This is a genomic window from Methylobrevis pamukkalensis, from assembly GCF_001720135.1.
In the GTDB taxonomy this organism is placed as follows: Bacteria; Pseudomonadota; Alphaproteobacteria; order Rhizobiales; family Pleomorphomonadaceae; genus Methylobrevis; species Methylobrevis pamukkalensis.
Map to the genome: position 1 here is coordinate 1 of NZ_MCRJ01000123.1, position 12,087 is coordinate 12,087.

General features: G+C 64.8%; 18 protein-coding genes and 4 pseudogenes. 21 read left to right on the forward strand and 1 reads right to left on the reverse strand.

Going from position 1 to position 12,087, the window contains the following annotated elements; genetic code table 11:
• Positions 1-3 precede the first annotated feature (3 nt).
• The 21 genes and pseudogenes from rplV (at position 4) to rplQ (ending at position 11,532) form a co-directional block, all read left to right on the forward strand.
• A pseudogene (gene rplV / locus A6302_RS16960) lies at positions 4-383 on the forward strand (50S ribosomal protein L22).
• Positions 383-1,132, forward strand: coding sequence for a 30S ribosomal protein S3 (gene rpsC, locus A6302_RS16965; protein ID WP_069308031.1), 750 nt, complete (start codon positions 383-385; stop codon positions 1,130-1,132). Before rplV ends, rpsC begins: the two are co-directional and overlap by 1 nt.
• A 24-nt stretch (positions 1,133-1,156) precedes the next feature.
• Positions 1,157-1,570: a 50S ribosomal protein L16 gene (gene rplP / locus A6302_RS16970; RefSeq protein WP_069308032.1), complete on the forward strand. Its 414-nt coding sequence runs from the start codon at positions 1,157-1,159 to the stop codon at positions 1,568-1,570.
• Positions 1,571-1,600: 30 nt separating this feature from the next.
• Positions 1,601-1,801, forward strand: a complete 201-nt coding sequence (gene rpmC / locus A6302_RS16975; RefSeq protein WP_069308033.1) for a 50S ribosomal protein L29 — start codon at positions 1,601-1,603, stop codon at positions 1,799-1,801.
• Between the two features lie 12 nt (positions 1,802-1,813).
• Entirely contained in the window at positions 1,814-2,059 is a 246-nt protein-coding gene (gene rpsQ, locus A6302_RS16980; protein ID WP_069308034.1) for a 30S ribosomal protein S17, read from the forward strand.
• Positions 2,060-2,133: 74 nt separating this feature from the next.
• Positions 2,134-2,502 carry a 50S ribosomal protein L14 gene (rplN, locus tag A6302_RS16985; protein WP_069308035.1) on the forward strand — a complete coding sequence of 123 codons (369 nt, stop codon included), beginning with the start codon at positions 2,134-2,136 and terminating at the stop codon, positions 2,500-2,502.
• A complete protein-coding gene (gene rplX, locus A6302_RS16990; protein ID WP_069308036.1) occupies positions 2,502-2,828 on the forward strand; it encodes a 50S ribosomal protein L24 in 327 nt (108 codons plus the stop codon). The genes rplN and rplX overlap by 1 nt, the downstream gene beginning before the upstream one ends.
• Positions 2,821-3,378, forward strand: coding sequence for a 50S ribosomal protein L5 (gene rplE / locus A6302_RS16995; protein WP_069308037.1), 558 nt, complete (start codon positions 2,821-2,823; stop codon positions 3,376-3,378). Before rplX ends, rplE begins: the two co-directional genes overlap by 8 nt.
• Before the next feature lie 24 nt (positions 3,379-3,402).
• Positions 3,403-3,707: pseudogene (rpsN, locus tag A6302_RS17000) on the forward strand (30S ribosomal protein S14).
• Positions 3,708-3,720: 13 nt separating this feature from the next.
• Positions 3,721-4,122 (forward strand): 30S ribosomal protein S8, encoded by a 402-nt coding sequence (gene rpsH / locus A6302_RS17005; RefSeq protein WP_069308039.1) that lies wholly within the window; start codon positions 3,721-3,723, stop codon positions 4,120-4,122.
• Between the two features lie 29 nt (positions 4,123-4,151).
• Complete coding sequence (gene rplF, locus A6302_RS17010) at positions 4,152-4,688, forward strand: 50S ribosomal protein L6 (protein WP_069308040.1); 537 nt, start codon at positions 4,152-4,154, stop codon at positions 4,686-4,688.
• A 12-nt stretch (positions 4,689-4,700) separates the two neighbouring features.
• The gene (gene rplR / locus A6302_RS17015; RefSeq protein ID WP_069308041.1) at positions 4,701-5,063 is read left to right on the forward strand and encodes a 50S ribosomal protein L18; all 363 of its coding nucleotides are present in this window, start codon (positions 4,701-4,703) and stop codon (positions 5,061-5,063) included.
• Positions 5,064-5,110: 47 nt separating this feature from the next.
• The gene (gene rpsE, locus A6302_RS17020) at positions 5,111-5,677 is read left to right on the forward strand and encodes a 30S ribosomal protein S5 (RefSeq protein WP_069308042.1); all 567 of its coding nucleotides are present in this window, start codon (positions 5,111-5,113) and stop codon (positions 5,675-5,677) included.
• A 41-nt stretch (positions 5,678-5,718) separates the two neighbouring features.
• Positions 5,719-5,922 carry a 50S ribosomal protein L30 gene (rpmD, locus tag A6302_RS17025; protein ID WP_069308043.1) on the forward strand — a complete coding sequence of 68 codons (204 nt, stop codon included), beginning with the start codon at positions 5,719-5,721 and terminating at the stop codon, positions 5,920-5,922.
• Positions 5,923-5,938: 16 nt separating this feature from the next.
• Positions 5,939-6,412, forward strand: coding sequence for a 50S ribosomal protein L15 (gene rplO, locus A6302_RS17030; RefSeq protein ID WP_069308044.1), 474 nt, complete (start codon positions 5,939-5,941; stop codon positions 6,410-6,412).
• Between the two features lie 284 nt (positions 6,413-6,696).
• Positions 6,697-8,031, forward strand: a pseudogene (secY, locus tag A6302_RS17035) (preprotein translocase subunit SecY).
• Positions 8,028-8,621, forward strand: a complete 594-nt coding sequence (locus A6302_RS17040) for an adenylate kinase (RefSeq protein ID WP_069308045.1) — start codon at positions 8,028-8,030, stop codon at positions 8,619-8,621. Before secY ends, A6302_RS17040 begins: the two are co-directional and overlap by 4 nt.
• A gap of 210 nt (positions 8,622-8,831) precedes the next feature.
• Positions 8,832-9,200 (forward strand): 30S ribosomal protein S13, encoded by a 369-nt coding sequence (gene rpsM, locus A6302_RS17045; protein ID WP_069308046.1) that lies wholly within the window; start codon positions 8,832-8,834, stop codon positions 9,198-9,200.
• A gap of 251 nt (positions 9,201-9,451) precedes the next feature.
• Positions 9,452-9,837: pseudogene (rpsK, locus tag A6302_RS17050) on the forward strand (30S ribosomal protein S11).
• Positions 9,838-9,964: 127 nt separating this feature from the next.
• Positions 9,965-10,987 (forward strand): DNA-directed RNA polymerase subunit alpha, encoded by a 1,023-nt coding sequence (locus A6302_RS17055; protein ID WP_069308048.1) that lies wholly within the window; start codon positions 9,965-9,967, stop codon positions 10,985-10,987.
• A gap of 116 nt (positions 10,988-11,103) precedes the next feature.
• Positions 11,104-11,532: a 50S ribosomal protein L17 gene (gene rplQ, locus A6302_RS17060; RefSeq protein ID WP_069308049.1), complete on the forward strand. Its 429-nt coding sequence runs from the start codon at positions 11,104-11,106 to the stop codon at positions 11,530-11,532.
• Between the two features lie 283 nt (positions 11,533-11,815).
• Here the strand turns inward: rplQ and A6302_RS17065 are convergent.
• A partial coding sequence (locus A6302_RS17065; protein ID WP_069308050.1) for a phasin family protein occupies positions 11,816-12,087 on the reverse strand: 272 nt, incomplete at its 5' end.

Below are 12,087 nucleotides of genomic sequence, written 5' to 3' on the forward strand. Positions count from 1 at the left end.
ATCATGGGCAAGCTCAAGCGCGAGCGCGTGCTCGCCGACAATGAGGCCCGCGCCGTCACCCGGATGCTGAAGGTCAGCCCGCAGAAGCTGAACCTCGTCGCCGCGATGATCCGTGGCAAGAAGGTCTCGGCGGCTCTGGCAGATCTGTCCTTCTCGCAGAAGCGCATCGCTCGCGACGTCAAGAAGACGCTTGAGTCGCGATCGCCAATGCCGAGAACAACCACGACCTCGACGTCGACGCGCTCGTCGTCAAGGAAGCCTTCGTGGGCAAGGCGCTGGTCATCAAGCGGTTCTCGCCGCGGGCCCGGGGCCGGGTCGGCGCGATCCAGAAGCCGTTTTCCAACCTGACCATCGTCGTCCGCGAAGTCGAGGAGACTGCCTGATGGGTCACAAAGTCAATCCGATCGGCCTGCGTCTCGGCATCAACCGGACCTGGGACAGCCGCTGGTTCGCCGGCAAGGGCGAATACGGCCAGCTGCTCCACGAGGACCTGCGGATCCGCAAGTTCCTGATGGACGAGCTGAAGACCGCCGCGGTCTCCAAGGTCGTGATCGAACGCCCGCACAAGAAGTGCCGCGTCACCATCTTCTCGGCCCGTCCGGGTGTGGTGATCGGCAAGAAGGGTGCGGACATCGAGAAGCTTCGCAAGAAGATCGGCGCGATGACGGACAGCGAGGTTCACCTGAACATCGTCGAAGTGCGCAAGCCCGAGACCGATGCGAACCTGATCGCGGCGTCGATCGCCCAGCAGCTCGAGCGCCGCGTCGCCTTCCGTCGCGCCATGAAGCGCGCCGTTCAGTCGGCGATGCGTCTCGGTGCCGAAGGCATCCGCATCAACGCCGGCGGCCGCCTCGGCGGCGCCGAGATCGCGCGCCTGGAATGGTATCGCGAGGGGCGGGTGCCGCTGCACACGCTGCGCGCCGATATCGACTACGGAATTGCGACTGCACACACCGCCTACGGTACCAACGGTATCAAGGTGTGGGTGTTCAAGGGCGAGATCCTGGAGCATGACCCGATGGCTTCCGAGCGCCGGGCTCTCGAGGGCAGCCACGATGGCGACCATCACGGCCGCCGCGATGATCGTGGCGACCGCGGCGACCGCCGCCGCCGTCGCGACGACGCGGCCTGAGCCTAAGGACACGGGAGAGGCGAGATGCTTCAGCCGAAGCGAACCAAGTTCCGCAAGCAGTTCAAGGGCCGGATTCACGGCACCGCCAAGGGCGGTACCGACCTGAATTTCGGTGCCTTTGGACTGAAGGCCCTCGAGCCGGAGCGGGTTACAGCCCGTCAGATCGAGGCCGCCCGCCGTGCCATCACGCGTCACATGAAGCGTGCTGGTCGAGTCTGGATCCGCGTGTTCCCGGATGTTCCGGTGACCGCCAAGCCGACCGAAGTCCGCATGGGCAAGGGCAAGGGCGCCCCGGAATACTGGGCCGCCCGCGTCAAGCCTGGCCGGATCCTGTTCGAGCTGGACGGTGTGCCCGAGGACATCGCCCGCGAGGCCATGCGCCTCGGCGCGGCGAAGCTTCCGGTCAAGACGCGCTTCATTCAGCGCATCGCCGAGTGATCGGCGGATCTATCTGAGGATTGAACCATCATGAAGGCGAGTGACGTCAAGTCCATGACGCCCGACCAGCTCGAGGACCAGCTCCTCAAGCTCAAGAAAGAGCAGTTCAACCTTCGCTTCCAGAAGGCGACGGGACAGCTCGAGAACACGTCGCGGGTGCGGACTGTCCGGCGCGACATCGCCCGCATCCAGACCGTCATGCGCGAAAAGCGCGTGGCCGACAACGCTTGATGAGGTAGGAAGATGCCGAAGCGAATCCTGCAGGGCGTCGTCGTGAGTGACAAGACCGACAAGACGGTCGTGGTGAAGGTGGAGCGTCGCTTCACCCATCCGTTGTTCAAGAAGACGGTGCGCCGGACCAAGAACTACCAGGCGCACGACGAAGCGAACAAGTACAAGACCGGGGACACGGTTCTCATCGAGGAGAGCCGCCCGATCTCGAAGACCAAGCGGTGGATCGTGGTCGAGACCGGCGACAGCGCCGGTTGAGATCACCTAGAGGAACGGAGTTTCGTCCTGGCGGTGCATCTGCACCCGGGACGTGAGAGAACAGGCGGCCAGTCATGATTCAGATGCAAACAAACCTCGACGTGGCGGACAATTCCGGCGCCCGTCGTGTCATGTGCATCAAGGTGCTCGGCGGCTCCAAGCGCAAGTATGCCTCGGTCGGCGACATCATCGTCGTCTCGATCAAGGAGGCGATTCCGCGGGGTCGCGTGAAGAAGGGCGACGTGATGAAGGCGGTGGTCGTACGGACCGCCAAGGACATCCGGCGTCCGGACGGTTCGGTGATCCGCTTCGACCGGAACGCCGCCGTCCTGATCAACAATCAGAAGGAACCCATCGGGACCCGCATCTTCGGACCGGTTCCGCGCGAGCTTCGCGCCAAGAACCACATGAAGATCATCTCGCTGGCCCCGGAGGTGCTGTAATGGCCGCCAAGATCAAGAAGGGCGACAAGGTCGTCGTTCTCACGGGCAAGGACAAGGGCAAGACGGGCGAAGTCGTCCAGATGATGCCGTCCGAGAACCGGGCCGTCGTTCGCGGTGTGAACCTGGTGCGTCGTCACCAGAAGCAGACCGCGCAGACGGAGGGAGGCATCCTGTCCAAGGAAGCCCCCATCCATGTGTCCAACATCGCGATCGCCGACCCGAAGGACGGCAAGGCGACTCGCGTCGGTTTCAAGATCGTTGGCGAAGGCGAGAAGGCCCGCAAGGTCCGCGTTGCCAAGCGTTCGGGAGAGCAGGTCGATGGCTGAGGCGAAATACGAGCCCCGGCTCAAGCTCGTCTATGAAGAGACGATCCGGGCGAAGATGATGGCCGAGTTCGGCTACAAGAACGAGCTCGAGATCCCTTCGATCGACAAGGTCGTGATCAACATGGGCGTCGGCGAGGCTGTCGCGGACTCCAAGAAGATCAACACCGCCGTCGCCGACCTGACGCTGATCGCCGGCCAGAAGCCGGTCATCACCAAGGCGCGGACCTCGGTTGCGACGTTCAAGCTCCGCGAGGGGATGAACATCGGCGCCAAGGTGACCCTGCGCCGGGCGCGGATGTACGAGTTCGTCGACCGCCTGGTGACGATCGCCCTGCCGCGCGTGCGCGACTTCCGGGGTCTGAACCCCAAGAGCTTCGACGGCAGTGGCAACTTCGCCATGGGCGTCAAGGAACACATCATCTTCCCCGAGATCTCCTACGACAAGGTGGATCAGGTCTGGGGCATGGATATCATCGTCTGCACGACGGCGAAGACGGACGACGAGGCTCGGGCGCTGCTCAAGGCCTTCGACTTCCCGTTCCGCCAGTAACTCGCGCGAGAAGGATCCGACACGATGGCGAAAAAGAGCGCGATCGAGAACAACAAGCGGCGCGAGCGGCTGGTGAAGAAGTATGCGGCCAAGCGCGCCGCGCTGAAGGCTGTCTCGGTGAACGAGGAGCTCCCGATCGAGGAGCGCTTCGCCGCCGTGCTGAAGCTGGCGGAACTGCCGCGGAATTCGTCCGCGACCCGCGTCCGCAACCGGTGCGAAGTGACGGGTCGTCCCCGCGCCTATTATCGCAAGCTCAAGATGAGCCGCATTGCGCTCCGGGATCTCGGATCGAACGGTCTCATCCCGGGTCTGTGAAGTCGAGCTGGTGAGGAGATTGGTCCCATGGCGATGACCGATCCGTTGGGTGACATGCTCACCCGTATCCGCAACGCACAGATGCGGAAGATGAACAAGGTTTCGACGCCGGCTTCCAAGCTGCGCCAGAACGTCCTCGAGGTTCTTGCGGCCGAAGGTTACATCCGCGGCTACACCTCGGTGGCCCACGACGTGAGCGGCCGCTCGGAGTTCGAGATCGAGCTGAAGTATTTCGATGGCGAGCCGGTGATCCGGACGATCGAGCGAGTGTCGAAGCCTGGTCGCCGCGTCTACGCGTCGGTCAAGAACCTGCCGCGCGTCGCCAACGGTCTCGGCGTGTCGATCCTGTCGACGCCGAAGGGCGTGATGGCCGATCACGAAGCGCGCGAGCAGAATGTCGGCGGCGAAGTGCTCTGCCGGATCTTCTGATCCAGACGCCTCGAGAGAGAGTTAGAAAGATGTCGCGCATTGGCAAGAAGGCCGTCGTCGTCCCCTCGGGCGTGACCGCCGATATCAACGGGAAGCAGGTTTCGGTCAAAGGACCGAAGGGCCAGCTGTCCTTCGTGCTGAACGATCTGGTGCTGGCCTCCAAGGATGAGGACGGCGGCATCAAGATCGATCCGGTGGACATGTCGAAGCCCGCTCGCGCGGCCTGGGGCATGTCGCGGACGATGGTCGCGAACCTGATCAAGGGCGTGACCGGCGGCTTCGAGAAGAAGCTCGAGATCACCGGCGTCGGTTACCGCGCCGCGATCCAGGGCAAGAATCTCCAGCTGGCGCTCGGCTACAGCCACGATGTGGTCTACCCGATCCCGGCCGATGTCGCGATTGCCTGCCCGAAGCCGACGGAGATCATGATCTCCGGCATCGACGCCCAGCGCGTCGGGCAGGTGGCGGCCGAGATCCGCGAATTCCGTCCGCCGGAGCCCTACAAGGGCAAGGGCGTCAAGTACGCGGGCGAATATATCGTCCGCAAGGAAGGCAAGAAGAAGTAAGGGCCAGCCGCCATGTCGAAGGCGAACACCGTTAATGAACGTCGTCGCGCTCGCGTGCGTCGTTCGATCCAGAAGGCGGCCAATGGTCGTCCTCGGCTGAGCGTGCACCGCACGTCGCAGCACATCTACGCTCAGGTGATCGACGACAAGGCCGGCAACACGCTGGCCGCGGCGTCCAGCCTGGAAAAGACCCTGCGCGAAAGCCTCAAGACCGGCGCGGACACCGCAGCGGCCTCGGCGATCGGCAAGCTCATTGCCGAACGGGCTCTGGCTGCAGGCATCACGTCTGTGGTGTTCGACCGCGGCAGCTTCCTCTATCACGGCCGGGTCAAGGCGCTCGCCGAGGCCGCCCGAGAGGGCGGGCTCGAGTTCTGAGCCCCGACGACCGCCCGGCGGCTCACGGATAAGAAGAGACAGGTACCATGGCTGAACGTGAACGGAATAACCGAGACCGCGACGACCGCGACAGCGAGTTCGTCGACCGTCTCGTCCATATCAACCGCGTCGCGAAGGTGGTGAAGGGCGGCCGGCGCTTCGGTTTCGCGGCGCTCGTCGTCGTCGGCGACCAGAAGGGCCGCGTCGGCTACGGTCACGGCAAGGCGCGTGAGGTGCCTGAGGCGATCCGCAAGGCGACCGAGGCTGCCAAGCGCAATCTCGTCCGCGTGCCGCTGCGCGAGGGCCGGACCCTGCACCACGACACCGATGGTCGCTGGGGCGCGGGTCGCGTCGTTCTCCGTGCCGCTCCGGCCGGTACCGGCATCATCGCCGGCGGTCCGATGCGCGCGGTGTTCGAAGCGCTCGGCATCCACGACATCGTCTCGAAGTCGCTGGGTTCGTCGAACCCCTACAACATGGTCCGGGCGACATTCGATGCGCTCGCCCGCGAGGACAGCCCCCGTTCGGTGGCCGCCCGTCGCGGACTCAAGGTGTCGGCGCTCCAGTCCCGTCGCCGTGACGTGGACCCGGATGCGGTTGCCGCCGAGGCCTGAGCCCCGGCGCATCGTTGAAGTTCTGGACGAGGTGATTACCTATGGCCACTGAGAAAGCCGCGGGCAAGACCATCACGGTCGAGCAGACCGGCAGCCCGATTCGCCGGCCGTCCGAGCAGCGCAACACGCTGATCGGCCTTGGCCTCAACAAGATGCATCGTCGCCGCACCCTGGAGGACACGCCTTCGGTCCGCGGCATGATCGCGAGCGTCCATCACCTCGTCCGCATCGTGGACGAGGTTTGAAGACCGGATAGCGAAAATGAAGCTCAACGAGATCAAGGACAACGAAGGCGCGACCAAGAAGCGGATGCGCGTCGGTCGTGGCATCGGCTCCGGCAAGGGCAAGACTGCCGGCCGCGGCGTCAAGGGCCAGAAGTCGCGCTCCGGCGTGGCCATCAAGGGCTTCGAAGGTGGCCAGATGCCGCTGCATCGGCGCCTGCCGAAGCGTGGCTTCACCAACATCTTCGCCAAGGACTTCAACATCGTCAGCCTGGGCCGCGTCCAGGAAGCGATCGATGACGGCCTGATCGATGCTGGTTCGGTGGTGACCGTCGAGACGCTCAAGGCCATTGGCGTCCTGCGCCAGCTCAAGGACGGCGTCCGGCTGCTGTCGGACGGCGAACTGACCACGGCCGTGTCCTTCGAGATCGCCGGCGCCTCGCGCGCCGCGATCGAGGCTGTCGAGAAGCTCGGCGGCAAGGTCACCGTGATCGGCGCCTCCGTCGAGGCGTAACAGCGAAGTCTTCGTGAAGCGGGTCTCGGCAATCGAGGCCCGCTTTGCGTCTTTTGCGGGGGCTCTGCCGCCGCGCGACGGGGCAGGGGACCGCCCGCCCGCCGTGTGCGGGATCCTCCGACCGGGAGACCTCTTCCGGAGCAGCGGCGCGGTGTTCAGGCCCCTCGGCGACCATGGTCGCCGAAACGGCATTTGGAACCGGCGCCGGAATATGCTCAAAGCAGGGTGACCGAACGTCCGGCCCATCGTCGCCGGACCTCGCATGAGTGAGCGGAGCTTCGTCCATGGCCTCGGCAGCAGAACAACTCGCCGCCAACCTGAATTTCGGTTCCTTCGCGAAGGCGACCGAACTGAAGAAACGGATCTGGTTCACCCTCGGTGCGCTGATCATCTATCGCCTCGGCACCTACATCCCGCTGCCGGGCATCAACCTCGCGGCGCTGCAGCAGGCCTTCGACCAGCAGCAGTCCGGCATCCTCGGCCTGTTCAACATGTTCGCCGGCGGCGCCGTCGGCCGCATGGCGATCTTCGCGCTCGGGATCATGCCCTACATCTCGGCATCGATCATCGTGCAGCTGATGACGTCGATCGTGCCGAGCCTGGAGGCCCTCAAGAAGGAGGGCGAGTCCGGCCGCAAGAAGATCAACCAGTACACCCGCTACGGCACGGTGTTCCTCGCCCTGATCCAGCCTACGGCATCGCCATCAGCCTCGAGAGCTCGGCCAACATCGTGCTCGATCCGGGCCTCTACTTCCGGATTTCCGCGACGCTGACCCTCGTCGGCGGCACCATGTTCCTGATGTGGCTGGGTGAACAGATCACCTCGCGCGGCATCGGCAACGGCATCTCGCTGATCATCTTCGCCGGTATCGTCGCCGGTCTGCCGTCGGCCCTTGCCGGCACGCTCGAACTCGGCCGCCAGGGCGCGCTCGCCACCCCGATCATCATCGGCATGCTGATTCTCGCCGTGGTCGTGATCGCCTTCATCGTGTTCGTGGAGCGGGCCCAGCGCCGGCTGCTGATCCAGTATCCCAAGCGCCAGGTCGGCAACCGGATCTTCCAGGGCGAATCCTCGCATCTGCCCCTGAAGCTCAACACCGCCGGCGTCATCCCGCCGATCTTCGCCTCGTCGCTGCTGCTCGTGCCGGCCACGGTCGCGGGGTTTGCCGGCACGGATGCGGGCTCGGGCTGGCTGCAGACCATGACGACGCTGCTTGGCCACGGCCAGCCGCTCTACATGCTGCTCTATGCCGCACTGATCGCCTTCTTCGCCTTCTTCTACACCGCGCTGGTCTTCAATCCGACCGACACGGCCGACAATCTGAAGAAGCATGGCGGCTTCATTCCGGGCTATCGGCCGGGTGAACGCACCGCGCAGTACATCGACTACGTCCTCACCCGGATCACGGTGATCGGGGCGATCTATCTGGTCCTCGTCTGCCTCTTGCCCGAATTTCTCATTTCCGCGACGGGCGTTTCCGTTCTATTTCGGTGGAACGTCGCTTCTCATCGTCGTGAGCGTGACCATGGACACTGTGTCCCAGGTGCAAGGCCACCTGCTTGCGCATCAGTATGAGGGGCTCGTGAAGAAGGCGAAGCTGCGGGGGAAGAAGAGATGAGGCTCATACTGCTTGGACCGCCCGGTGCGGGCAAGGGAACGCAGGCCCAGCGCCTCGTTGATCGTCACGGCATCGTCCAGCTCTCGACCGGCGACATGCTGCGTGCGGCCGTGGCTGCCGGAACCGACATCGGCAAGCGCGCGCAGGCGGTGATGGAGGCGGGCCAGCTCGTCTCCGACGAGATCGTGATCGGCATCGTTGCCGAGCGGATCGACCAGCCCGACGCCGCCCGCGGTTTCGTGCTCGACGGCTTTCCGCGCACCCGCGCCCAGGCTGACGCCCTCGACAGGATGCTGGCCGAGCGCGATCTTGGCATCGACGCGGTCATCGAGTTCCGGGTCGACGAATCGCGTCTCCTCGGCCGGATCGAGAAGCGCGTCGAGGAAACCAGAGCCGCCGGCCTGCCGGTCCGCAAGGACGACACGCCCGAGGTCTTCCTGCGCCGCATGAAGGACTTCCATGCGATGACCTCGGAGCTCGTGCCGTATTATTCGCAGCACGGCATCGTGAAGACGATCGACGGCATGGCCCCGATCGACGATGTTACGGCCGAGATCGAGACGATTCTGTCGGAAACCGTCGGTTCCTGACGGTTTTCGGCCCTTCCCGACGGTTCACGTGTTGACGTCGGGCGGACTTGAAGTTATTTACCGGCTCCAATTCACGATTGCTGCATGCGGTCGGAGCCGGCATCCCGAGGATCGCCGGTCTTCGGCGCATGAGCCTTTTGAACCTCCGGACCGATTCGGTCGGGGAGGGAGCGGGGACCCGGCGTTCCCGCGACGACAGGAGAAAGACAAGTGGCCCGTATCGCAGGCGTCAACATCCCGACCGGCAAGCGCGTCGTCATCGCGCTGCAGTACATCCACGGCATCGGCGCGAAGTTCGCGTCCGAGATCGTCGCGAAGGTCGGCATCGATCCCGCTCGCCGCGTCAACGAACTGACCGACGCCGAAGTGCTGCAGATCCGCGAAATGATCGACCGCGACTATGTCGTCGAGGGCGACCTTCGTCGTGGCACCTCGATGAACATCAAGCGGCTCATGGACCTCGGCTGCTACCGCGGTCTGCGTCATCGTCGCGGCCTGCCGGTTCGCGGCCAGCGCACGCACACCAATGCCCGCACCCGCAAGGGTCCGGCAAAGGCGATTGCCGGCAAGAAGAAGTGATCTGCCGGTGACGAGCGGCCCGGCCTTTCCGGGTGCGTCGTCCTTCCCGATCCTGCGGCGTCGTTCTCGTGGTTTCCACGGGGCGGCGCTGTTCGGGTTTCGCGGACCCTGTCCGCGACCATGACACGAGCCGTGACGGCGATGCCGTCCTCGGCTCTGTCTCCTGAGTTTCCGGCCTTCGTCCTTGTGCGGAGCCGGTGGAGCCGCTGGAACTACGGCGGTGACGAGATCGATCTTCGAAAGGACCATAAATGGCCAAGGAAACCCGCGTCCGCCGCCGCGAGCGCAAGAACATCTCTTCGGGCGTTGCCCACGTGAACTCGTCGTTCAACAACACGATGATCACCATCACCGCGCCCAGGGCAACGCGATCTCGTGGTCGTCGGCCGGCACCATGGGCTTCAAGGGCTCGCGCAAGTCGACCCCCTACGCCGCGCAGATGGCCGCCGAAGACGCCGCCCGCAAGGCCGCCGAGCACGGCGTTCGCACCCTCGAAGTCGAGGTCTGCGGTCCGGGTTCGGGCCGTGAGTCGGCGCTTCGTGCCCTGCAGGCGGCAGGCTTCACCGTGACATCTATCCGGGACGTGACGCCGATCCCGCACAATGGCTGCCGGCCGCGCAAGCGCCGCCGCGTCTGACGCCGGATTTTCCGGATCTGGAACTCTGGCCAAGAGGGCAGGGTTCCGGGCCCCGGGGAGCCGTCGAGCGGCGCCGCGCCGCTCCGCAGCCCCGGTGCCAGGCAAGCAGCATGGAAAGGGTACCATCGTGACCATCCAGAAGAACTGGCAAGAGCTGATCAAGCCGAACAAGCTCGAGGTCCAGAGCAGCAACGCCGACCGGCGCGTGGCGACCATCGTCGCCGAGCCGCTGGAGCGGGGCTTCGGCCTCACGCTCGGGAACTCGCTGCGCCGCATCCTGCTGTCGTCGCTTCAGGGCGCGGCAGTGACGGCCGTTCAGATCGACGGTGTCCTTCACGAATTCTCCTCGATCGCCGGTGTGCGCGAGGACGTGACGGACATCATCCTGAACATCAAGGAAATCGCCATCCGGATGCTCGGCCAGGGGCCGAAGCGCATGGTCCTGCGCAAGCAGGGCCCCGGTCTCGTGACGGCCGGTGACATCCAGACCGTGGGTGACGTCGAGATCCTGAACCCCGAGCACGTCATCTGCGCGCTGGACGACGGCGCGGAGATCCGGATCGAGTTCACGGTCGACACCGGCAAGGGCTATGTCGCCGCCGACCGCAACCGTCCCGAAGACGCCCCGATCGGCCTGATCCCGGTCGACAGCGTCTACTCGCCGGTCCGCAAGGTCAGCTACAAGGTCGAGAACACCCGCGAGGGCCAGGTTCTCGACTACGACAAGCTGACCATGACGGTCGAGACCAACGGCGCGCTGAAGCCCGAGGACGCGGTGGCCTACGCCGCCCGCATCCTGCAGGACCAGCTGTCGATCTTCGTCAACTTCGAAGAGCCCGAGCGCGACCAGAAGACCGAGTCCGTTCCGGAACTGGCCTTCAACCCGGCCCTGCTCAAGAAGGTCGACGAGCTCGAGCTGTCGGTCCGTTCGGCGAACTGCCTGAAGAACGACAACATCGTCTACATCGGCGATCTGATCCAGAAGAGCGAGGCGGAGATGCTCCGCACGCCGAACTTCGGCCGCAAGTCGCTCAACGAGATCAAGGAGGTCCTCGCGCAGATGGGTCTCCACCTCGGTATGGAGGTCACGAACTGGCCGCCGGAAAACATCGAGGAACTGGCCAAGCGCTATGAGGACCACCACTATTGATCGGTGGCCTGATCGAACGTAACGCCGGCGGCTGACCGCCGGCACCCCTGGATACGGGGCGAAAACACCGGCACGGCCGGCAGCATCGCCCTCGCAAACGTCGTAAGGAGAAGGTCATGCGTCACGGGAATGCAGGCCGCAAGTTCAACCGCCGTTCGGACCACCGCATGGCGATGTTCGCCAACATGGCCGCGTCGCTGATCGAGCACGAGCAGATCGTCACCACCCTGCCGAAGGCGAAGGACCTCCGTCCGATCGTCGAGAAGCTCGTCACCCTCGGCAAGCGCGGCGACCTCCACGCCCGCCGCCAGGCGATTGCCGAGATCGGCAACGAGGCGCTGGTGCGCAAGCTGTTCGACACGATCGGACCGCGCTACAAGGACCGCGCCGGTGGCTACACCCGCATCCTCAAGGCCGGCTTCCGCTATGGCGACAACGCCGCGCGCGCCGTGATCGAGTTCGTCGACCGTGACACCTCCGCGAAGGGCGCCGTTGATCGTGCCCGTGCCGAGGCCGAGGGTTCGAACGAGTCCGAAGCGGCCTGATCAGGCAGCTTCGAAATCAGGTGTTCCGAAAAGGGCGGCAGCAATGCCGCCCTTTTTCGTGGCGCTGCCTTCGGGTGCCGGATGGGGCTCCGTCGGTCCGTCCTCGACGGCGACAGGGCAGGGCGGGAGCGAGATCGGACCGGAACTCCGTTCCCGGCTGGGCCGCACTGGGCTTGAGCGAAATCTGGTTGAAACGGATCCGGCTGAAACGAAATCGGGCCCCGGCCGATTGCGACCGGGGCCCGTTTCAGGGCGGAGGAGAGTCTCGGCCGGCAGGCGCCGGTCAGCTCACTTCGCGAATTTGGCGGTGATGCCTCGTAGGGCTTGGCGGCGTCCTTGGAGAGATCGAGATACATCTCGTCATCTTCGTCATCTGCGAGACGGCACCTTCGTAGCTCTTCTTGACGAAGTCGGACTGGAGTTCCATCACCGACTCGAAGCTCTTGCAGCCCATCATCTTCTCGACGAGCTTGGAAGTGTCCTCGGCAGACTTCTTCGAATAGTCGGTGGCCTCGACCGCGATCGCCTGAACGCCCTTGGAGACTGCGTCCATCG